22 protein-coding genes are annotated in these 20,817 nt (G+C 46.6%); 15 read left to right on the forward strand and 7 right to left on the reverse strand.

Annotation, left to right across the window (positions count from 1 at the left end):
- Positions 1–12: 12 nt before the first annotated feature.
- The 3 genes from AC58QG_RS27305 to AC58QG_RS27315 are packed head-to-tail and all read right to left on the reverse strand — an operon-like array spanning position 13 to position 2,899.
- Positions 13–1,062: an HD-GYP domain-containing protein gene (locus AC58QG_RS27305; RefSeq protein WP_497365237.1), complete on the reverse strand. Its 1,050-nt coding sequence runs from the start codon at positions 1,060–1,062 to the stop codon at positions 13–15.
- Positions 1,063–1,108: 46 nt separating this feature from the next.
- Complete coding sequence (locus AC58QG_RS27310; RefSeq protein WP_497365238.1) at positions 1,109–2,173, reverse strand: ThiF family adenylyltransferase; 1,065 nt, start codon at positions 2,171–2,173, stop codon at positions 1,109–1,111.
- Positions 2,174–2,194: 21 nt separating this feature from the next.
- Positions 2,195–2,899, reverse strand: coding sequence for a molybdenum cofactor biosynthesis protein MoaE (locus tag AC58QG_RS27315; protein ID WP_497365239.1), 705 nt, complete (start codon positions 2,897–2,899; stop codon positions 2,195–2,197).
- A 123-nt stretch (positions 2,900–3,022) separates the two neighbouring features.
- Between AC58QG_RS27315 and AC58QG_RS27320 the strand changes: the two genes are divergently transcribed.
- From AC58QG_RS27320 to AC58QG_RS27370, 11 genes are all read left to right on the forward strand, one after another.
- Positions 3,023–3,493, forward strand: coding sequence for a molybdopterin-dependent oxidoreductase (locus AC58QG_RS27320; RefSeq protein WP_497365240.1), 471 nt, complete (start codon positions 3,023–3,025; stop codon positions 3,491–3,493).
- Positions 3,494–3,662: 169 nt separating this feature from the next.
- Positions 3,663–5,117, forward strand: coding sequence for a bifunctional metallophosphatase/5'-nucleotidase (locus AC58QG_RS27325; protein WP_497365241.1), 1,455 nt, complete (start codon positions 3,663–3,665; stop codon positions 5,115–5,117).
- A gap of 48 nt (positions 5,118–5,165) precedes the next feature.
- Complete coding sequence (locus AC58QG_RS27330) at positions 5,166–5,978, forward strand: undecaprenyl-diphosphate phosphatase (protein ID WP_497365242.1); 813 nt, start codon at positions 5,166–5,168, stop codon at positions 5,976–5,978.
- A 153-nt stretch (positions 5,979–6,131) separates the two neighbouring features.
- On the forward strand, positions 6,132–7,229 hold the full coding sequence (locus tag AC58QG_RS27335) for an HD-GYP domain-containing protein (protein WP_497365243.1): 1,098 nt from the start codon (positions 6,132–6,134) through the stop codon (positions 7,227–7,229).
- A 66-nt stretch (positions 7,230–7,295) separates the two neighbouring features.
- Entirely contained in the window at positions 7,296–9,521 is a 2,226-nt protein-coding gene (locus tag AC58QG_RS27340) for an MMPL family transporter (protein ID WP_497365244.1), read from the forward strand.
- Between the two features lie 127 nt (positions 9,522–9,648).
- The gene (yfkAB, locus tag AC58QG_RS27345; protein ID WP_497365245.1) at positions 9,649–10,776 is read left to right on the forward strand and encodes a radical SAM/CxCxxxxC motif protein YfkAB; all 1,128 of its coding nucleotides are present in this window, start codon (positions 9,649–9,651) and stop codon (positions 10,774–10,776) included.
- Positions 10,777–10,801: 25 nt separating this feature from the next.
- Positions 10,802–12,139, forward strand: a complete 1,338-nt coding sequence (locus tag AC58QG_RS27350) for a hemolysin family protein (RefSeq protein ID WP_497365246.1) — start codon at positions 10,802–10,804, stop codon at positions 12,137–12,139.
- A gap of 14 nt (positions 12,140–12,153) precedes the next feature.
- Positions 12,154–13,200, forward strand: coding sequence for a sporulation integral membrane protein YtvI (gene ytvI / locus AC58QG_RS27355; protein ID WP_497365247.1), 1,047 nt, complete (start codon positions 12,154–12,156; stop codon positions 13,198–13,200).
- A gap of 162 nt (positions 13,201–13,362) precedes the next feature.
- Positions 13,363–13,599, forward strand: a complete 237-nt coding sequence (locus AC58QG_RS27360) for a spore coat associated protein CotJA (RefSeq protein WP_497365248.1) — start codon at positions 13,363–13,365, stop codon at positions 13,597–13,599.
- Positions 13,592–13,858 (forward strand): spore coat protein CotJB, encoded by a 267-nt coding sequence (locus AC58QG_RS27365; RefSeq protein WP_497365249.1) that lies wholly within the window; start codon positions 13,592–13,594, stop codon positions 13,856–13,858. Before AC58QG_RS27360 ends, AC58QG_RS27365 begins: the two co-directional genes overlap by 8 nt.
- Before the next feature lie 15 nt (positions 13,859–13,873).
- A complete protein-coding gene (locus tag AC58QG_RS27370; protein WP_497365250.1) occupies positions 13,874–14,443 on the forward strand; it encodes a manganese catalase family protein in 570 nt (189 codons plus the stop codon).
- A gap of 449 nt (positions 14,444–14,892) precedes the next feature.
- Here AC58QG_RS27370 and nagA read toward each other — a convergent pair whose 3' ends face one another.
- Together nagA and nagB are read right to left on the reverse strand one after the other, a co-directional pair.
- Complete coding sequence (gene nagA, locus AC58QG_RS27375; protein ID WP_497365251.1) at positions 14,893–16,065, reverse strand: N-acetylglucosamine-6-phosphate deacetylase; 1,173 nt, start codon at positions 16,063–16,065, stop codon at positions 14,893–14,895.
- Positions 16,062–16,790 carry a glucosamine-6-phosphate deaminase gene (nagB, locus tag AC58QG_RS27380; RefSeq protein WP_497365252.1) on the reverse strand — a complete coding sequence of 243 codons (729 nt, stop codon included), beginning with the start codon at positions 16,788–16,790 and terminating at the stop codon, positions 16,062–16,064. Before nagB ends, nagA begins: the two co-directional genes overlap by 4 nt.
- Before the next feature lie 249 nt (positions 16,791–17,039).
- On the opposite strand from nagB, the gene AC58QG_RS27385 reads away from it, so the two are divergent.
- Together AC58QG_RS27385 and AC58QG_RS27390 are read left to right on the forward strand one after the other, a co-directional pair.
- On the forward strand, positions 17,040–17,711 hold the full coding sequence (locus AC58QG_RS27385; protein WP_497365253.1) for an HAD family hydrolase: 672 nt from the start codon (positions 17,040–17,042) through the stop codon (positions 17,709–17,711).
- 75 nt (positions 17,712–17,786) lie between these two features.
- Positions 17,787–18,011, forward strand: a complete 225-nt coding sequence (locus tag AC58QG_RS27390; RefSeq protein WP_497365254.1) for a spore germination protein — start codon at positions 17,787–17,789, stop codon at positions 18,009–18,011.
- Here AC58QG_RS27390 and AC58QG_RS27395 read toward each other — a convergent pair.
- On the reverse strand, positions 18,008–18,148 hold the full coding sequence (locus AC58QG_RS27395; protein WP_497365255.1) for a hypothetical protein: 141 nt from the start codon (positions 18,146–18,148) through the stop codon (positions 18,008–18,010). The genes AC58QG_RS27390 and AC58QG_RS27395 overlap by 4 nt on opposite strands.
- Positions 18,149–18,203: 55 nt before the next feature.
- Here AC58QG_RS27395 and AC58QG_RS27400 point away from each other — a divergent pair, with 55 nt between their 5' ends.
- Entirely contained in the window at positions 18,204–19,235 is a 1,032-nt protein-coding gene (locus AC58QG_RS27400; protein ID WP_497365256.1) for a cation diffusion facilitator family transporter, read from the forward strand.
- 45 nt (positions 19,236–19,280) lie between these two features.
- Complete coding sequence (locus tag AC58QG_RS27405) at positions 19,281–19,640, forward strand: ArsR/SmtB family transcription factor (protein WP_497365297.1); 360 nt, start codon at positions 19,281–19,283, stop codon at positions 19,638–19,640.
- A 63-nt stretch (positions 19,641–19,703) separates the two neighbouring features.
- Here the strand turns inward: AC58QG_RS27405 and AC58QG_RS27410 are convergent, their stop codons facing one another.
- Positions 19,704–20,813 carry a YheC/YheD family endospore coat-associated protein gene (locus AC58QG_RS27410; RefSeq protein WP_497365257.1) on the reverse strand — a complete coding sequence of 370 codons (1,110 nt, stop codon included), beginning with the start codon at positions 20,811–20,813 and terminating at the stop codon, positions 19,704–19,706.
- Positions 20,814–20,817 lie beyond the last annotated feature (4 nt).

Genomic DNA, 20,817 nt, shown 5'->3' on the forward strand with positions numbered 1-20,817 from the left:
CTTTCCTATGTACTAGATCGCAATTTTCGTAATTTCTACATTAGCAAGTTGCGATAAATCCAAGAACTGATTGTCGATGTTGATGAGCGGTCGGAAGAAATCAGTAGGGTTCGTCATGATAATCGTACCTTCACGTCCGTCGCTCAAAGACACTTTTTTGCCAATAAAGTTGGGAATCATGTTGCGTATGAATACTTGGGTGATTTTGGGATCCAATTCGCCAAAACTCATACGATGAAGTTCCTTTAGAACATACAGAAGATCACGTCGCTGTTGATACACTCTGCTGGATATCATGGCGCTGTAGACATCTGCGACCGCGACAATACGTGAGTAAGAATGAATGTCCGTACCGATCTTCCGTAGTGGATAGCCTGAACCATCCATACGCTCGTGATGCTGAAGGGCAACGAGAGCGAGTGTTTCATCCTTTAACGATTTACGAATGATATCATAACCGTGAATGGTATGCTTCTGAACTTCCTCGAACTCTTCCTTCGTCAGCTTGCCTGGTTTATTCAAAATATCCGGATGAATTCTACATTTCCCAATATCGTGTAAATAGCCTGCTTTACCAATTATTAAAGCATCTTTCTCGGATTTGTTCATCCATTTGGCAATATAATAGGATAACATTCCTACTTGGACACTATGCTGAAGGGTATAGTCATCTTGACTGTGCAAAGAAAGGAGTAGAGAAACAACATCCTTCTCCTCATGAATGCTCTCAATCATCGGATTGAAAGCGGATTCTACAGCATCATTGCGAATAGAACCTCCGTCTTGCAAAACTTCAAATAGTTCTTTGATACCCTGGGCAGCATTGTTAAATGAGGCAACTTGTAACATGTTAGCTTGTCTGGAAGGTGTTTCCTCAACGACGTTCTCAATTTCATTGCTTCTTGGAGCTATATCAACATAATCCACACTGTGGCGATTGAGCATCGAAATGTCTCCAGCATCGAGAACGGTCCCGGATGATAGAAGATGTAGACCTACTACATTGTAGGAATCGGAAATTAATTTGTCACCAACGATTAGTTGAAGCACATGTACACGCATAGAAGCTCCTCTCCAAGTCCTAGTATCAGGTAGGTATAATGTAATACTACATCCCAATATAACGACTGTAAAGACTTTTGGCTTGAATTAAATCCTCAGTCCCTTGAATGAGAACACGACCGCCAGGGAATAGAATAATTTGAATATCCTCAGAAGCGTGAAACTTTAATAGAAACCGGTTTTTCTCAACAAGGCCAAGGGGTTTTAACCTTTCCTCCCAGTATTCCAGTGGCTGCGTGCTCGGAATAACCGGATGAATTTGAACCGAATTACGCCCGCATAAAGATTGAATGGTATCACTTTCAAGATGAGCATCTAAGTACTCATAACGTTTTAGCGCACAAGCAGGACAATCCGACTTCTTAGCCCCGGATACCCGTATCGCAGAGTTCTGATTGAACCATAAGTCCCATTGCTGCATGCTGAGATTGAGTTGTTCAGTAGCTCCAACGAGCAGTTTGAGCGCCTCAGTGGCTTGAAATGAAGCGACAACGTGGATGATCCCACCTATGACTCCGGCCGTGTCACAAGTGTCTGTCGTACCTGCTGCTGGTGCTTGAGGGAAGAGGCAACGTAAGCAAGGTGTTTGTTCAGGGAGAATCGTCAAAGAGACCCCTCTTGAGGCAACGGCACCGCCATAGATCCAAGGGATCCCTAATTTCATACTGACATCGTTGAGCAGGAAACGAACGGCAAAGTTATCTGTACCATCTAGAATGACATCGACATCATGAAGCAGCTGCTCGGCATTTGTAACGTTAAGATCACAAACATGCGGATCAATAACGACAGCGGAATTGACCAACTTCAGACGCTTAGCTGCGGCAATCGACTTGGGAATCGTAGCGGAAGCATCTTCTTCATCGTACAACATTTGTCTTTGCAGGTTGCTCTTGTCAACAAAATCACGATCAATAATTCGGACATACCCAACGCCTGCACGCACCATATGATTGGCAAGAACGGTACCTAAAGCACCCATACCAACAATGGCCACGCGGCCATAGCCTAGCTTGCGCTGACCTTCCATGCCAATGGGGGGGAAGAGAATTTGTCTCGAGTAACGTGGGTCAACATCTGAAGTGGTTTCTGTATGTAAATGTGGTTCCAAAATAGGTCATCTCCGATCAAATCAGTTGTCAGCGTTCGGTACTTGAAGCGGGTTCCAGGGTCCAGTTTGATTACCTTTCCATTCGGACCCGTCTTCCCATATTTCTTTTTTCCAAATAGGGACGATTTGTTTCAAGCGCTCAATCGCGTAACGGCTTGCTTCATAGCAATCCGCACGGTGAGGGGAGGATACAGCGATCACGACACTTGCTTCTGCAATCGCAACCTTACCTAAACGATGTGTAATGGCGCATAGAGTGCCAGGCCATTTGGAATCGATTTCCTCCCCTATGCTCGCCATCGTTTTCAAGGCCATCGGAATGTATGCTTCATATTCCAACAGGACAGTTCGTTGTCCATAAGTCATTTCTCGGGTCGTGCCAATGAAAGCAAGTGAAGCGCCGTGATTCGGATGATTCACCTTTGAGGTCACCGAAACAACATCAATCGTTGCATCGGTAATTTCATACAGGGAAGGCTGTCCTCCTGAAACAGGTGGAATGAGAGCGAGCTCATCGGAAGCGGAAACGGTCTCTTGATCGCTGGCATAAGATTGATTTTTAGCGAAAAAGCATATAGGAAGCTGCGCCGATGCCGCAGGATAGTCAGTCATGATTTTATCCTTCAATTGTGCGATGGTTACGGACTCTTGTTCAAGGGAAATCGTCAAAACCGAAGTCCCAAATAGGTCTACGAGACCTGCGAAAAGTTGAATGTGTAGGTTCAATTTGTTTCTCCTAGCGATAGATGTTAGAATCCCTTACAGCATATCATATTTTGCCCTGAAAATGGTATAATGGAGTGATCCTTTGGAAGGAAATGCCATGGGAAAAGGGAAGGGGAATTCAGCATGCAAGCTAATTTACGCATAGAAGTGACTGACATACATAGGAAAAGTGAGCTCTTTACCGTTAACGAAATGGTGGCATTGGCGGATCAGCGATTGCCTATTCAAGATCGCGTACCCTCGGTGGAAGGGGAGGCATTTGATCTTAAATCCTGGTATCGAAGCTGGGAAAGCCGGGGGCAACAGATTGAGGTAGAGGAACCTACCCATGTGAAGGTGGAAGCTGTAGATGAGTTTCAAGCCTTGATTCCGTGGGGTCAAATGGATCAAGCTTTATTTCTTTATGAACAGGAGGGACTTCCGCTGAAGAAAGGGTATCCTATTCGTCTATACGTGCCAGATGGCAGCAGTGAATGTCTCAATGTAAAAAGTATTGTCAAAGTGTGGTTTCTGAACGAACCCGCCTTGGGTGAAGAAGCAACGTATGGGTTTAAGAACAAAGTATCTCTCGATGATCTCAAATTCAAGAAATGAGCAAGCGGATACTTGCATAACATAGAGACATGCTAGGATTTAGTTGCCAACAAAAGAAAAGCAAAAGTTTTCGGTTTCCGAAAACAGTTTTCTTATTGGCGATAACACCTACCATATATAGGGATGTTTGGTCTCACTACGAAGAGAGGTGAACAGGATGTCGGCCCCCTTGCAACGGCTAGTAATTTTACATACGAACGATATTCACAGTCATTTTGAACAGATGCCCAAAATAAGTGCCTATTTTGATCGTGTCCGCCGCCTCTGGCCCCCGGATCAGGTACTGACACTTGATATTGGCGATCATATGGATCGGATGTTTCCAGAGACAGAAGGAACGAATGCGATCGCGAATTTAGAAATCATGAATGCCACAGGCTATGAGGCGATGGTTCTAGGAAATAATGAGGGGCTGACCTTCACACCGGATTGGCTTAGAGCAGTTGTGTTGGAGCACGCGCAATTCCCGATTATTGGCAGTAATATTACTGAAATCAAGACGAAGGAAACGCCGGATTGGATGCTGCCATCACTTACGCTTGAGAAATCAGGTCTTCGTATCGGGCTGATCGGGGTCACAGCAGCTTACCAAGATTACTATGAGTTGCTCGGTTGGCATGTAACTGATCCTATGAAGGCTGTAAGCGCCCATGTGAGCCTTCTGCGCCCTAAGGTGGATATTCTAATCGTTATGTCGCATCTGGGCCTGAGAACGGATCAGCGGATGGCTGAGGAGCTGGAGGGCATCGATGTCATCCTTGGCGGACATACCCATCATCTTCTCGAAGAGCCGCTTTTGCTCGGCGGCACTTATATTTGTGCGGCCGGCAAGTTCGGTCAATATGCCGGCCACATCGAACTTGCCTACGACCCGGCGCAGCGCCGGATCGTGGAGCTGCAGGGCCGCGTCGTCCCGATGACGGACGCGAGCGAAGAAGACAGCAGCGTCATCACGCTGCTGGAGCACTACCGCATCGCCAGCAGCGCGTCGCTGGCGGTGGAGGTGGCGCAGCTGCGGCAGCCGCTGCGCTTGGATTGGTACGGCGAATCCCCGCTCGGCAACTTGCTTGCCGCGGGTATTCGCCGCTGGACCAGCGCCGAGATCGGGCTGGTCAATAGCGGGCAGCTCCTTCAGGGACTGAAGGAGGGGGGCTTGACTCGGGGCCGGCTGCTGGAAATCTGCCCCGGCCCGATCAATCCCTGCCGCATGCTGCTCAGCGGCGCGGATATTCGTCAAGCGCTCGAAGAGTCGCTGCTTGACGAATTCATGGAGAAGCCGATACGCGGGTACGGCTTCCGCGGAGAGGTGCTTGGCGTACTCTGTGTGGACGGGATAACCGTCCAAGTGGATGCCGCGCGCCCTCCGTATGAGCGCATCCTCGCCGTGTATGTCGGTGAGGAAATGTTAGACCCAGAACGATCCTACCTCGTAGGTACGATCGATATGTTTACGTTCGGCTCCGGCTATGTATCACTGAGCAGGGGCAAAGAGATCGTATACATGCTGCCAGAATTTATCCGTGATGTGCTAGCAGATCAATTGCAAGACGAGGCTGCAATCGCTCACAGCCATAGCCTTAGATTCACAGATGTTGTCAGACCCAGTCACAAACAGGTAGAATAGAAAACTGGAGCAAGATTTCTGATAGTTATCAGATTATAGGGGGCAATTATGCATACAATTTTTGAGGCGATCATTATTGGGATCGTTGAAGGCTTGACTGAGTTTTTACCCGTATCCTCAACAGGGCATATGATTTTGGCACAAAGCTTATTAAACACACAAAATGACGAGGTTATGAAAACATTTGATTTCGTGATTCAATTAGGTGCCATTATGGCGGTCGTCATTATCTATTGGAAGCGAATCCTCTCGTTATTTGGACTTGCGAATCGGCAGAGTGAAAGTAAAACAGGGAAAAAGCTGAATTTATTTCACATCTTAATTGGTATCCTGCCTGCAGGGGTAATTGGTGTACTATTCAATGATATTGTGGACGAGAAGCTCTTCAACACAACAACCGTGTTAGTTGGACTTGTGCTCGGTGGTATTCTGTTGATCATTGCAGAGAAGAAGAAGGAACAACCTAAAACGATGGTCCTGGATGACTTGACGTATCGTCAAGCCTTTGCGATCGGTCTATGGCAGCTCGTTTCCATCTGGCCTGGCTTTTCAAGATCAGGTTCAACGATAGCAGGGGGCATGCTGTCTGGCGTAAGCCGTGCGGCTTCTGCTGACTTTACGTTCATCATGGCGATTCCGATTATGTTTGGTGCTTCAGGCGTCTACTTTTTGAAAAACTATGAGGCGCTTTCGTCCGATGATTTAGCCTTTTTTATTGTTGGATTCTTAGTGGCTTTCGTTGTTGCGTTGCTGGCCGTTGTATCCTTCATTAAATTCGTTCAAAAGATGAAGTTAACTTACTTCGCCTATTATCGTTTTGCCGTTGCGATTATTTTTGCGCTTTATATGTTTCTTAAGTAAAAAAGCGCGTAAGACTAGCGAATCGCGTCGAAAGGCGCGGTTTTTTGTATTGAACTTTTTTCTAAAATCTATTACATTTAGATAGAACGTAATGCTCACCTAGGCGGGGGTCCTGAAATGCTGTTTATGCCGATCAACATGTGTCAACCTGGAATGAGGCTGGCCAAGAATATATACAACGATGATGGTATGGTCCTGCTGGCTGTTAATGTTGAGCTTACACAGAGACTCCTTGATCGCCTTTTTAGTTATGGTATCGATTATATCTACATAGAAGACGCTAGAACGAATGACATCATTCAAGAAGATGTGATTCAAGATGAAACAAGAAGCCGAGCAGTTACCGAAATTCGTAACACCTTCAAGAAAGTAATGGAGGATTCCAACAAACGCGGAGCCGTTAATTATTACAATATTGGGCGAAATTTCCGTGATGTGATGAAGATGATTATTGATGACCTCAGTGCTCATGAGGGAGCTATGCTCATGCTCAATAATATGAATGTCAAAGATAATTACTTATTCCAGCATTCTGTGAATGTAAGTATATACGCGATTATGCTGGGCATAAGTTATGGGTATAGCAGGGAGAAGCTAGAGACACTTGGTTTGGGTGCATTATTGCATGATATTGGGAAAACGAAAGTTCCATTGGGTATCCTGCGCAAGCCTTCACAGTTAACTCCTGAAGAGTTCACTGAGATGAAGAATCATACAACCTATGGTTTCAATCTATTGAAAGATGAGCCGAATATCCCATTGCTTTCTGCACATTGTGCCTTGCAGCATCATGAACGGATTAATGGCAGCGGATATCCACGGGGGATTCAAGGGAATGAAATTAATGAGTTCGCCAGATGGATTGGCCTTGTCGATTCCTATGATGCCATGACGACTACGCGGGTTTATCGAAGACCTTTATTGCCGCATGAAGCGATGGAGCAGTTATTTGCAGGCTCTGGCACGATGTATGATCAAAGTCAGATTGCCCTATTTCGAGACAAAATTGCCATTTACCCATTAGGGATTACGGTACGCTTGAATACAGGGGAATATGGCATTGTATCTAAGCTGAACATGTCGGTGCCGCATAGACCGACGATACGCGTGCTTCAAGATGAGGCTGGTACCGTGCTTAAGGAACCTTACGAAATCGACCTTTCAAGTAAGTTGTCGATATTAATTTCCGAAATTGGGGAAATTAAGGTAAGCGAATCGGAATTAGATGCAAGTATGCCAACACTTCTTTAGAATAGTCACTTTGGATGAAGAACCTGGGAAACCAGGTTCTTTTTGTAGATCAAGGGAGGATGCACGATGCGCGAGACCATGGAACAAGGAAGGTTTTGGAGATGGGGGCACGCCATGTTTCGGTTCCGCTGGCTAGTGCTGACGATCGGAATCAGTTTAATGCTCATCTTTGCTGTGTTTGCTCAGAAAACGCCAGGGATGCTTAAAGATAACGGGTTTACACCAAAAGGGAGTGAATCCGATCAGGGTTTGATTCAAATGCGGGACGAGCTAGGTGTGCCGCGAACACAGTTGAATCTCGTTTACACGGGGCATAATGGGCTTCAATTAACGGAGAAAGCGCAGCAAGATGCGATTATGGCTTCACTTACAAAACTGAAGGAACTGTCTTATGTGGAAGATGTGAAATTTGTAACGACACCACGTAACGAAGGACATCTGGATGTGCAAGCGGTTAACGTATCACTCGTGTTGGATACAGATCCTGCTCTAGAGAAATTCCCAGAGCTCAAGTCGCTTGTACATGCGCCAGCAGGTATGGATGTATATGTAACCGGAGGGCCAGCGATTCTGTATGACATGCAGGTGGCAAGCAAACATGATATTGCCAAGTCGGAAGCCATTGGTTTACCCATTGCACTTCTTGTTCTGCTTATTGTCTTCGGGACATTCGTTGCGGCACTCCTACCCATGATTGTGGGCATAATGAGTGTAACTCTCACACTGGGTGTGACCTATTTTATCGCACAGCATCAATCTTTATCGAATTTTTTGCCCAATATGGTTACGATGCTGGGGCTTGCTGTCGGTATTGACTATGCACTCTTTCTGGTCAGCCGTTTTCGTGAGGAGCTCAAGGTCCAAGGAAGTGTAGCTGCTGCCGTAGCAATGACATGTCAAACAGCAGGAAGATCGATTTTCTTCTCGGGTATCGCTGTACTCATTGGTTTGTTGGGTATGATGTTTGTGGATTTGACCTTCTTCCGGTCCCTATGTCTCGGTGGGGTTATCGTTGTTTCTATATCTGTGGTTGTGGCCAATACGGTGCTGCTTGCACTTCTAGGTATTCTAGGTCATCGCATTAACTCTTTGCAGGTCGTTCCTAAACGATTCCGTAAACAAGAGACATCGAAGTTCTGGGAAAAAATCGCCTACGCAGTGATGAAGCGTCCTGTCGTACTGGTTGTTCTAGTAGGTGGTGTATTGATCTATAGTATGACCCCCATCGGACATATGAAATTAGGCGTACCCAATGCAGAGGTGCTTCCTCCAAGTTACGAATCCCGTTATGGCGCGGAGCTCCTGAAAACAGCCTATGATCCTCGCATGACCGGACCGATTCAAATTGTGATACATACGAAAGATGAGATATGGTCATCAGCTGCGATTGGGGAGATTCATGCATTTGGAGATCGGGTCAAAGCTGTAGCAGGCGTTAAAGAAGTACAGAGCTATCTGAGTGTCCTAGGGTCGCATTCGGATGCAGAGCTTGCAGGTATGTTTACGAAATCGGATGTTAAAAAGCAGCTGGAAGACGCACAATTAGCGAAAGGCCATACGGCTTTGATGGTCGTTGTGCCTGAGAAGGATACCGATGATCCTGCGACAGATGCGCTTGTTCATGAGCTTCGCAAGTTGAAGCATGAAGGACTAGAGACTGCAGTTACTGGTGGGCCTGCCTACCGATTGGACATCATTGACCGTATTCAGAAGGAAATTCCAGAAGTGCTCATTTTCGTTATGGGAATTACCTATCTCGTTCTGCTGCTCGCGTTTCGTTCTGTTCTGCTTCCGCTTAAGGCTGTACTAATGAATATGCTTAGCCTAGGGGCTAGTTTAGGTATTGTTGTTGTCGTTTTTCAATATGGGTATATGGCGGATATGCTGCACATCACGTCTATCGGATATGTGAGCGCAACCTTGCCTGTGATTATCTTCTGTGTCGTTTTTGGGATTTCCATGGATTACGAAGTATTCCTCATTTCTCGTATCATGGAGGAATATGAAGCAAGCGGCGATAACGATAAGAGTACGGCAGAAGGTTTGAAAAAAACAGGGAGTTTAATTACAAGCGCAGCTTTCATTCTTGTTGTCGTTGTGGGTTCTTTTATTTTCACGGATATCGAAATTATGAAGGCGCTGGGACTAGGTCTCGGACTTGCTGTATTGATCGATGCCACGATCGTACGCGTCATGCTCGTGCCTGCGCTTATGAAACTGCTTGGTGATGCGAACTGGTGGGCACCGAGGTGGCTCCGAGTGAAGCCACAAGCCAAAGTGGAGAAGCAGTAGCCCCTCGGCGATTCCTGCCACTGTTTCCTTTTTTGTGAATCATAAGTTACAATAAAGGGCATAGGTATAGGCATAATAGGTAGTAATAAGTTCATGAATAGGAAATGATAGGTCAGGTGTAAACAGCATGAATAGGAACGTAACACACTCCATCTTACCGGAGCTAACTCCTCAGTATGATCCTTGGGACCCCATTCGGTCGTATCGGAAATACGGGAAACATGTACTAACAAGCATTGAACTAACCATCACCAATCTGTGTAATATGCGTTGTGAACATTGTGCAGTTGGGGATTCACTTACGATGTCAGAAGGGCCACGTATCCCGTTGCCGATCATTTTGCAAAAGCTGGATGAAATTGAGCATTTGGAAACGATCAGCCTTACTGGCGGCGAGCCGTCTTATCATATCAAGATCGTGAAGGACTATATGCTTCCGATCTTGAAGTATGCGCGGGATCGGGGCATTCGCACTCAAATTAACTCGAATTTAACGTTAGATTTGGAGCGTTATGAGCTGCTTGCGCCTTATCTCGATGTGATGCATATCTCGTTTAATTATTTGAATGCTGATGATTTTCATCAAGTAGGATTTGTGAACGCAAGCCGTCCTGTAGGTCATGCAACGGCTGCAGGAATGTATGAGCGAATGGTCAATAATACAATCGCGCTTAGTAAAGGCGGTTTGTACGTTTCTGCGGAATCGATGATTAACACACGGACCCATCTGAAATTGCCTGAGATTCATCAGCTGATTAATGAAATGGGATGCAAGCGTCACGAGGTACATCCGATGTATGCGAGCTCTTTTGCCTCACATCTTCCGATGGTTTCACTGGATGAATTGCGTGCGAGTATCCATCGCTTGTTAGATAAGCGTAATCCAGAGATGTGGATGCTGTTCGGAACACTGCCTTTCTTCGCATGTAATGAACTAGCAGAAGATCGCATTTTAGTTAACCGTCTGCGTGAAGAACAGAATGTTACGGTTCGTAATGACCCGGATGGACGAAACCGCTTGAACGTCAGTACATTCACTGGCGAAGTTTTCGTCACCGATTTTGCTAATGAGCCGCCGCTTGGCAATATACATGCTGATGGGCTAGATGCCATCTTTGCACGTTGGGAGGATAACCCGCTGAATCAGCGCGTGAATTGTTTCTGTAGTGCCGCATCTTGCTGCGGTCCCAACCTGCTTGTTGCTGATTCGTACTATCGAGATGTGGATTTCAAAAGCCGTAAAGCTATTATCTAATCATCTTTCTGAAGGAGAAATACATTTGTCACATACGTCGTTCGATTTCGGTTCCATCGTACTTAATCTTTTCCTAGTTATCATACTCGTTCTGCTAAACGGATTTTTCGTAGCAGCGGAGTTTGCGCTTGTGAAGGTTCGACAGTCTCGAATTCAACAACTGGTCAATGAAGGCAGCGGTAAGGCCAAATACGCGATTAAAGTAACTTCCCAACTCGATAGGTATCTATCCGCTACGCAGCTTGGGATTACACTTGCCTCCTTGGGACTTGGTTGGATTGGAGAACCGGCGATTGATGAACTGATTATGGAGCCTCTGTTTCACGCATTTGGCTTAGGCGAATCTATGTATACAACGACTTTGTCTTTTATTGTTGCTTTTGGATTTATTACGTTTATGCACATCGTGCTCGGTGAGCTGGCGCCTAAATCCTTTGCGATTCAAAAGCCAGAATTGACATCCTTGTGGCTATCAGCACCTCTCTTGTTTTTCTATAAACTATTTAGCCCGATTATTTGGGTACTTAACGGAGCCGCGAATAAATTTCTAGCGATGATTGGTGTCGAACCTGCGAGTGAGCATGAGGCTGCGCACACGGAGGAAGAAATTCGCATCCTGATGGATGAGAGTGTCAAAAGCGGTCATATCAACGAAGATGAGATGACGCTGTTTGATAATATTTTTGAATTCTCCGATCTTATCGCTCGTGAAGTTATGCTGCCGCGGACGGATATGGATTGTCTCTTTCTAGAAGTAAGCTTTATTGATAATTTACGGTTCGTTCACGAAACGAAGCATACGCGTTATCCGGTTGCTGATCAGCACAAAGATAACATTGTAGGCTTTGTACATATTGCTGATCTACTGACAGCAGATCCGGATGTCGAGCAGGAGCTGAAGACTTTCATTCGTCCTATTTTGAATGTACCGGAGTCGATGGAAGTTAGTCGCGTACTCAAGCTCATGCAGAAAAAGCATTCCCAACTCGCAATCGTAGTAGATGAGTACGGGGGGACGGCAGGGCTCTTGGCTCTAGAAGATATCATCGAGGAAATCGTGGGGGAACTGCATGATGAATTCGATGTGAATGAACGCCCAGGTGTGGAAGTGAAGGACAAATACACCTCTGTGGATGGTCGTGTATTGCTTGAAGACCTGAATGATATGCTGGACCTCCAAATTGAAGACGATGATGTGGATTCGATTGGCGGATGGTTGTTTAAGAAAGTGGAGGGCGCGCCTGTCAAAGGGAAGAAAGTGCCTTATGCTAATCATGTTTTCGAAGTGACCGAGGTAGATCGATTACGTATTGTTCGTATACATATAACGAATATCGACACTGTTAAACCGGGAAATGAATAATCGGAGGAGTCTCTATGTCACCTAAGACAGCCATACTCATGGTGTTAGGATTGCTGCTGCTATACGGTTTATTCACCGTAGGGCTGCCCTTTCTTCTAGCACTGGTGACAGCTATTTTCTTAGACCCATTAACATCTCTCTTGATGCGTGTCGCGAAAATGAGCCGCCTTATCGCTGCAACCATCGTTAGTACAGCATTCACGCTTCTAATGGTGGCCTTAATCTACTTCATTGGGATGAATGTCGTAACCGAGTTAATCGATCTTGGGCGTAAAGCGCCTAATTATATGGAGGATGTCAATAAATACGTGGATCAAGCTGTTATGCGAACCCAAGTATTCTATGATTCCTTATCGCCGGAAATGGCAGCGCAGGTACAGACCTGGGTGGAACGTAGTACAGAAACGTTAACAGGTGCTTTGACAAGTATACTGAGCGGTATATCAGGTTTTTTCCTCAATATGGCTGGGAAAATCCCGAATTTATTCATGCTGTTGATCGTATATGTGATCGCCCTGTATTTGTGCATGTATAACTTGCCTAAGTTGAAGATTGCGTTTCTCTCCATGTTTGAAACGAAAGCCAAAGATAAAATGGAGCATGTGTTGGTCTATTTGCGAGAGGCTATCTTTGGCTTCATTCGCGCACAGCTAATCATGGCGATATTTACATATTTGTTGACTTTCATTGGATTACTCGTTCTTAGAGCCGAGTATCCACTAGCGATTTCACTACTCGTCATGGTGATGGAATTCGTGCCCGTGATTGGGACCGGTATTATTTTCATACCATGGATTATTTATCAGCTGTTGATGGGATATACGGGGATGGGTATTGGATTGTTTATACTCTTCTTGGTACTGATCATTCTCCGCCGGATTGTAGAGCCGAAAGTGCTCAGCGATGCCGTTGGGATCAATTCGTTAGCGGCGCTCATTTCGTTGTACATCGGATTCGAGTGGCTTGGTTTTGCAGGATTGTTCCTCGGTCCCTTGGTCGTCATTATTTATCAAGCATTACGCAAAGCAGACGTGCTGAAATATAATATTAAATTAGATTAACGAGAGTAAACAAAATCCCTTTTCGATATGCGTCTAGCGCGATCGGAGAGGGATTTTTGTGTTATCCAAGACCATCTGCTCGAAAAGATGGGAAAATCAGTGATTTTGGTCAAGTTATGGCGCATATAACGAGTCATATAGGCTCTGAAAAGGAGGAGACGTATGTACACACAATTTAAAAGTTGGTACCCGTATATCGGACCGTGCGACCCTTGTCCACCGATCCGTGTGAAATGGTATAATACGCCGCCGCAATTATATATTCAATTTCAACCGCCAGGACTGCCACAGTTTAGCCCTTATGATGCTTTGAAAATAGGGACACTTTGGCCTGCGCTCTATGGGCCTTACCCAATGCATGAGCCAAGAGAACAGAAGGAGGCCAATATACATGAGTGAGCGTGTGCTTCCTGAAGCGTATTACAAGCAGCTGCGTGATTTGCAAGCCGTTGATTTTGTGCTGGTCGAATTGACGCTGTATTTGGATACACACCCTACAGATATGAGCGTGATCCAACAATATAATCAATTTGCCCATAAGCGGATGCATATGGTTCAACAGTTTGAATTGGAATTTGGTCCTTTGATGTCTTATGGGCATAGCTTCACGAAGGCGCCATGGCAGTGGGGAGAAACACCTTGGCCGTGGCAAGTTTAAGAAGGAGGATAGCCAATGTGGATTTATGAGAAAAAGCTGCAATATCCGGTCAAGGTTAGTAAATGTGACCCTAGGATGGCCAAACTGCTTTTAGAACAGTATGGGGGAGCAGATGGGGAACTCGCTGCCGCACTTCGCTATTTGAACCAACGCTACTCGATTCCCGATAAGGTTGTAGGTTTATTGACGGATATTGGGACGGAGGAATTTGCTCATCTTGAGATGATTGCAACCATGGTGTACAAATTGACGAAAGACGCTACGCTCGAGCAAATGAAGGCGGCAGGGCTGGATGATCACTACGTAGCCCATGATCGTGGCCTCTTCTATCAGAGCGCCGGAGGGGTGCCCTGGTCAGCGACTTACATACAAGCCAAGGGTGATCCTATCGCCGACCTTTACGAGGACATAGCGGCAGAGGAGAAGGCGAGAGCGACGTATCAGTGGTTAATCGACCTCACGGATGATGTGGATTTACAGGATAGCTTGAAATTTCTAAGAGAAAGGGAGATTGTGCATTCGCTTCGCTTTAGGGAGGCTGTTGAAATTCTGAAGGATGATCGGGTGGAGAAGAAGATTTTTTAGTTGCGGGGCAGGGGAAAGGACCGCCGCAGCCGGCACACAGCGGAATAAGGCCCTTTTCGGGCCTTATTGGCGCGGGAGCGCTTTGAAAAGAGGGCTTTAACGCCCAAAAGGGGCGTTAAAGCCTGAGAAAAGGACCGCCGCAGCCGGCGCCCAGCGGAATAAGGCCCTTTTCGGGCCTTATTGGCGCGGGAGCGCTTTGAAAGCAGGGCTTTAACGCCTAATAGGGGTGTTAAAGCCTGAGAAAAGGCACGCCGCTGCCGGCGCACAGCGGAATAAGGCCCTTTTCGGGCCTTATTGGCGTGGGAGCGCTTCGAAAGCAGGGCTTTAGCGCCCAAAAGCGGCGTTAAAGCCTGAGAAAAGGCCCGCCGCTGCCGGCGTAAAGCAAAAAAAGGCCCGAGAGGGCCTTTTTTCTTAAGAGCACGGGGACTGGGTTCCCCCTATGTGCATAATTATTCTTTCATCGCCGAGCCGTGCACCCAAACCTGCTCAAGCTCAAGCTCCGAGCTGAGCAGCAACAAGTCGGCGTGTTTGCCTTCCGCGATCGAGCCGTGCGTCTCCGCGAGACCAAGAAGCCTCGCCGGATTGCCGCTCGCATAGCGGCTCGCGTCTGCGATGCTGACACCGACCTCGCGTACCATAAACCGGAGCGCATCGATCATGGTCAGCGTGCTGCCGGCGAGCGATCCGCCTTCCGTCAGCCGGGCAACGCCCGACTTCACGGTCACGGCTTGGCCGCCAAGATCGTACTGCCCGTCGCCGAGCCCGGCGGCGGACATGGCGTCCGTGATGAGCAGCAAGCCATGCGGCTGCTTCACCATCGTCAGCAGCTTGATAGCTGCTGGATGAACGTGAATCCCATCGGCGATGACCTCGCCGCTGATGCGTGCGTCGGTGAGGACTGCACCGACGGTCCCAGGCTCGCGATGATGCAGCGGCTTCATCGCGTTGAAGGTGTGCACCGCATGCGAGAGCCCCTCAGCCACCGCCGACTGAATGTCGGCGTAAGAGGCGTCCGTGTGGCCGCATGCGGCTACGATGCCATGATCGCGCAGCCACGCGACCATCTCAAGGCCCCCCTCGCGTTCAGGGGCCAATGTCAACTGCTTCATGAGCTGTGGGAACCGCTCATGCCAATCGATGAGCCATGCCAGTTGCGGCGTGACCATGAGCTTCGGATCTTGAGCGCCTGCCCATTTAGGCGAGATGAAAGGTCCTTCCAAGTGCACACCAAGCAGCTGAGCATAAGGCATAGGTTGGTCTATATAGCGCTGAACCTCGACAAGTACGCGATCAATCGCTTCACGCGTAGCTGTCATCGTGGTGGCCAGCATGGCGGTTGTGCCGTGATTGGCATGATATCGTGTGATGGTATCTAAGTTCTCTGCATTCGAGTCCATGAAATCAGCGCCGTAGCCGCCATGTACATGAACGTCAATGAAGCCGGGCAGCAGCCATTTGCCGCTGGCGTCAATACGCACAGCGCTGGGACTAGCTGTCTCAGCAGCCCAACCAGCTAGATCGCCTACATAAGTCAGCTTGCCATTCACCACGTGAACCAATCCATTTTCAAGTATGCTTTGTTCCGTGACTACCTTGGCACCTGAGATGATAAGTTCGCTCATTCGAACAACCTCCCAGCCTCAGCATCAAGCAGAACAACAAGGTGTGGATGAGTTTGCAATAGTGTGGCAGGAACTTCGGTTGTAATAGGCCCTGTTAGAGCACGATGTACGATTTCGGCTTTATCGGCACCGCGTACAATCAATAGGATGGTTTTGGCTTTTAGAATCGTACCAACGCCCATCGTAAGTGCATGCGTAGGCACATCATCGATCGAATCGAAATAACGCGCGTTCGCCTCGCGTGTTTCTTCTTTTAATTCCACACGGTGAGTACCACTGATCAAGGAATCGTCAGGCTCATTAAAGCCGATATGTCCGTTATGACCAAGACCAAGAATTTGAAGATCAATTTGCTTGGCGTCGTCTAAAAGTTGATTGAATCGCTCACACTCCGCTTCTAAATCTGGTGCATTGCCATTGGGAATATGAGCGGATTCAGCGGGAAGGTCGATATGAGCAAATAAATGGTGCTGCATGTATGCGTGATAGCTTTCAGAGTGGTCCTCAGGTAAGCCAACGTATTCATCCAAATTAAAAGTTGTTACCTGTTTGAAACTAACGCGGCCTTTCTCGTAGGCTTTTACAAGCTCTTCGTAAATCCCGACGGGCGTGCCACCAGTGGCTAAGCCAAGAACTGCTTTCGGCTGCATTTGAACTAAGGAGGTGATAATGCCTGCACCTGCTTCGTTCAATTCTTGTTGGTTTTGGAAAATATGAAGATTCATAATTCTTATTCCTCGCTTTCATGGATGTTAGTGGAAGGTAGGTTTCAAGTTGCAATTTAGATGAAGTTAGAATTTATTTTGCATGAAAATTTCATTTTTCGATCAAATTATTCTCATTTCAATCATAACTGAATTTATTAAGATCGGCAATAACCATTTTCCATGATTGTACATTGACTTACATGGGTATGTTTGCCATTCTTAACTTAGATCATTACAACTATTTTATCCATATAAAGGAGTAAGAAGATGACTACTCGGGGACAACTGCCAGAAGCAATGCTTTTTGATTTGGATGGGACTCTTTTTCAAACGGAAACCTTACTTTTACCAGCGTACCATGCGACATTCGACGAACTTCGAGCAAGAGGTATATACGAGGGAGAGACACCGCCAGAAGAACGAATTCTAGGGGCTTTGGGCATGCTCCTTGAACATATCTGGATGCGTGTTATGCCAGAGGCGCCTATTGCCGTGCATCAGGAAGCGGACAAGTTATTGATCAAATACCAGGTTCAAGGACTTCTGGAAGGCCGCGGAGTGTTATATGAAGGTGTGGCTGAAACCTTGCAGACCTTGCATGCCAAAGGTGTTCGCTTATTTGTAGCAAGCAATGGGTTAGAGGATTATGTCAAACAAGTTATTGAAGCGATGGGAGTTGCACATCTTTTCGAAGGCTTATACAGTGCGGGAGAGTATCAAACGAGATCCAAAGTAGATTTAGTTCAAATATTGCTTGAAAAACACGGCATTCAGTCCGCTTGGATGGTTGGAGATCGCTCGTCCGATGTAGAGGCAGGTCTTCGCAATAACCTGACTGTTGCAGCATGCGATTATGCTGGTTTCCGAGAAAGCGGTGAGCTCGAGGGCGCACATGTCCGAATCAGACGGTTTGCAGAACTGCTCGACTATATATCCTAATTCTCGCAGGTTGTCGCAAAGCGGGATCCTTGGGCATACACTGTAGCACATTGAGAGATAAAGGTGCTGATCAGAATGCCTTCTTTTGTAGGAATATTTAATATCATAAGGAATGAAGGAAACCTGATTAACGGAGATACGTGTGTCATTGCCCCGACAAGTGCCTCCAAAACGTATACAGGGGCTGGCGGAGGAATCACAGGTGATTTCTCGATATCCACGACCGTATTCAGTGCGACAATTACGTTAGATCCTGACGTGATTGAAGCAGGGGCGAATAAAACAGCAACGGGGACCTAACCCGTCAGGTCGTACATGATTTTGACCGATTCAAGCTCACTATGCGTGGGTTGATGAATCGGTCTTTTATTTTTGGTGAAGCCTATTGACACTGGCAAGCTTGCGTATTTATTATAAACATATGAACAATCACTCATATATAAATTTCTAGGTATAACGACATCATTTGTGAGCAGCTGGGGAGGGAATGCCATGCATCAGCATGATTCGGAAAAGGAACACGCATGTGGACATGACCATGGGGATGAGAAGAAAGGCCATGAGCATCATGTGCATGAGAGCCACGGCCATCATCATGGCCACGGACATGACCACAGCCACGGACATCATCACGGGCATGGCCATCATCACGGACACCCTGGCAATAAGCAGGGATTGCTCATTGCGCTAAGCATAACCGCTGGCATCATGTTACTTGAATTTGTTGGAGGTCTTTGGACGAATAGCTTGGCGCTACTCTCTGATTCAGGTCATATGTTAAGTGATGCTGGCGCACTAGCTTTGAGTCTATTGGCACTGTGGTTTGCAGCGAAGCCAACCTCGGCTCGATTGTCCTTCGGGTTTCACCGTTTTGAGATATTGGCAGCACTTTTTAATGCGGTGACGTTATTCGTCATTGCTGGACTCATTATATGGGAAGCGATTGAACGATTCCTTCATCCTACCGTCGTTGCTAGCGGGTCCATGATGTTGATCGCGTGCATTGGTCTACTAGCCAATTTGTTAAGTGCTTGGTCACTCATGCGTAAGGGAGATGTTCATGGGAATCTCAATATACGCAGCGCGTATCTGCATATTTTGGGAGATGCTTTAGGTTCTGTAGGTGCGATTATAGCTGGCGCTGTGATGCTGCTTTTCGGTTGGTATGCGGCGGATCCTATTATTAGCATCATTGTGTCTCTTCTTATTTTGAAGGGGGCATGGAGCGTTCTGAAATCAACCCTTCATATCTTGATGGAAGGAACACCGAATTCGATTTCGATGATTTCTGTTAAAGAAGTCCTAGAAGGAATTGATGGTGTCGTTGACGTACATGATTTGCATGTGTGGACGATTACATCGGGGATAGAAGCTTTAAGCTGCCATCTGTTGATTAAGGACGATCAGGACAGCCAAGCTATTCTGCAGCAAGGGATTACCGTCATTGAGAAGCAGTTTGGCATTACGCATGCGACGATTCAAATTGAAAAGTCAACGAACAACCACCAGGCTCTTCCGGTATAAAATAGGTGACGAAGACAGGAGGGTTTAAGGGTGGATAAAGGATTGCTGGAAGCAAGGATAGTCGCTGATGATTGCAGTTGCGAGCATACCGATCTAACGCAAGCGGAGCGAGAGAGCGGGCTCGCCGATGAGCAAGCGATTGGCATTGCTGAGATTTTCAAAGCCCTAGGAGATCCAACGCGCGTGAAGATCATCTACTTTTTGCTGAATAAGGAACTCTGTGTTCATGATCTTGGCTTGCGGATAGGAATGGAGCAATCTGCTGTTTCACATCAACTACGGTATTTGAGAGATCTGCATATTGTCAAAAGACGCAAAGAAGGAAAGACGGTCTATTACTCTCTAGATGATGAGCACATTGAGCAGATTTTTGTACAAACGATGGGGCATCTAGGACATGAATAAGCAATATATAAAAAATAACAAGCGTTCACCAAGTTGGGTGAAACGCTTGTTATTTTTTGTGACCTATGAATCATTCTTATCATCAATGCTTTTTTTTTGCCCAAGCATCCAAAGGGCGTATTCCAATGGTCTTGTTACGGCCTTTTGGTAGGTGGCGTACTGACCAATCCTGCGAAATACTTCCCGCGAAGGCTTCGGATTCACTTCAAGAAGCCATACATTACCTTTGAGATCCACGGCGATGTCCATGCCCAGTTCACACAGCTTACCGAATTTAACTTCCAAATAATCAGCCAGGTTATATGCAAACTCATTCATCTCGTCCTTGATGGATGCTATTTTCTCTTGCGAAGAGAAACGATATCCTAACAAGCGATCTTGCGTTACGGCAGTGCCACCACCATGAAGATTGGAAGTAATACTGCGATGAGGACCAATCCTTCCTGCGCAGCCCGTCACTTCCCATTCCCCTTGACCGTTTTTCTGAATAAGCAAACGATAGTCATGCACGCGACCATCATTCAGTGTCAGATGGATCCCTTGCTGAACGACATAGTCGGGGCTTAAATTCAACGTATGCAGCTTAATGGCCAGCTGTCTTTCATTGGCTCTGAAAGGCGCGATGATGTTGCGAAATTGATTTCTACCTTGCAACAAATAGAGATCGTGGGAAATTTGTTCAATCCGTAGAATCCCTCTTCCCCCAGTACCATTCTTCGGTTTTACATAGATGAGCTTATGTTTCTTTAGAAACTTCATCAACTCATTGATCGTGCTGTAGCGAACGGTGGAGGGGAGATAAGGACGAATGGCTGCGCTTTGGGAAAGTGTTTGATGCATTGCCCATTTATTGGCGAGTGGTTTACTTAAATAGATGAGCTTGGCATGGCGATTGCGAAAAGCTTGAAGCATATGATAATTCGCTGCGGCTTTGTAGCGGCAGCGATCATAGATAATTGGAGGTAAGGTTGTGTGTTTCCGAAGCCATCTTCCGCGACTGGAATCAAAGGTGAGTGTTCGCACGGTGTTTCCCTGTACATCCGCCGGAGTAAATACTTCGACTTGAACGCCTAGTCGTTGGCCTTCTTTGCTTAGTCGTTTGAAATAAGCCAGTTCTTCAAGTCGTGAGTTGTTTAAATAGATAGCGAGTACGCCTAGTCGTTCCTGAGCCAAGCAT

Source organism: Paenibacillus sp. J22P169 (assembly GCF_059691995.1).